1 protein-coding gene is annotated in these 817 nt (G+C 63.2%); it reads left to right on the top strand.

Annotated features, from left to right (window positions below; all coding sequences use genetic code 11):
• Positions 1-817, top strand: an 817-nt coding sequence (locus tag VBE63_RS30675) for a DnaT-like ssDNA-binding domain-containing protein (protein WP_323686728.1), incomplete at both ends; no start/stop codon positions are given.

The raw sequence follows: 817 nt of genomic DNA, 5'->3' as shown, positions 1-817 counted from the left end.
TGTGAGCAGCTGCATCGTGGTTATCCCTGCCACTGTTCTTTGAACGCACTGGCCAAGCAGGTCGCACTGACGCCACGCGGTCTCAGCAAGGCCTTAGCCGGGCTCGATGGCCGTTATCTGCAGCGGCACCGCCCTGGACGCGGGTCTCCAACCCAGTACCGGCTGCTCTGTCCGGCGCTGGATGCGCCTGCGCCAACAACCGATGACCGGGCACCACTTGAGGCTGTTGTCGAGTCTGATCCGCGCCCGCGCCCACCTCAAATGTCCCATGCGCGCGGATCAGCACCAATGGACAGTGCGCATCAAGGTCCGCCGCCGCCTCCTGTCGACAACACACGACCATCAGCCCCAGCAATAATCCGTCCGAGCAAAGCCCAGCATTTGACCTTGGTTCGGCAAGGCGATGGCGTTGCTGCGACGCATTCTTCAGTCGCACTGCCGCCAACGCCGGTGACGTCCTCATCCCAGTCATCGGCGCCGAGCGATCCAGACCTCTTAGCATCCCCGACGCCTCAACAACGCACCCGCGCTGCGCCGATCCCAGCCACCTGGACACCGACTGAGTCGGTCTATGCCTGGGCGCACAAGCGCGGTCTAACGCGCGACTGGGTGCAGGCGCAGATCGACGAATTCGTCATCTATTGGCGCGACTGCGGTGAATCACGCAAGAGCTGGGATGCCACCTTCATCAACCGACTGCAGCTGCTGCAGTCCCGCATGACCCAGGGGCCGACCCATGAAACACCTCAGCGACTGGCCGATAAAGACTACGCTGCGGGAGCAACTCCGCTCGATCAAATCGACTGGCTGCGCGCCG

This window comes from Lamprobacter sp., assembly GCF_034860625.1.
Lineage (GTDB): Bacteria > Pseudomonadota > Gammaproteobacteria > Chromatiales > Chromatiaceae > Lamprobacter.
The sequence above is the reverse complement of the archived record's forward strand: the minus strand, read 5'-3'. Positions and strand labels throughout refer to the sequence as shown.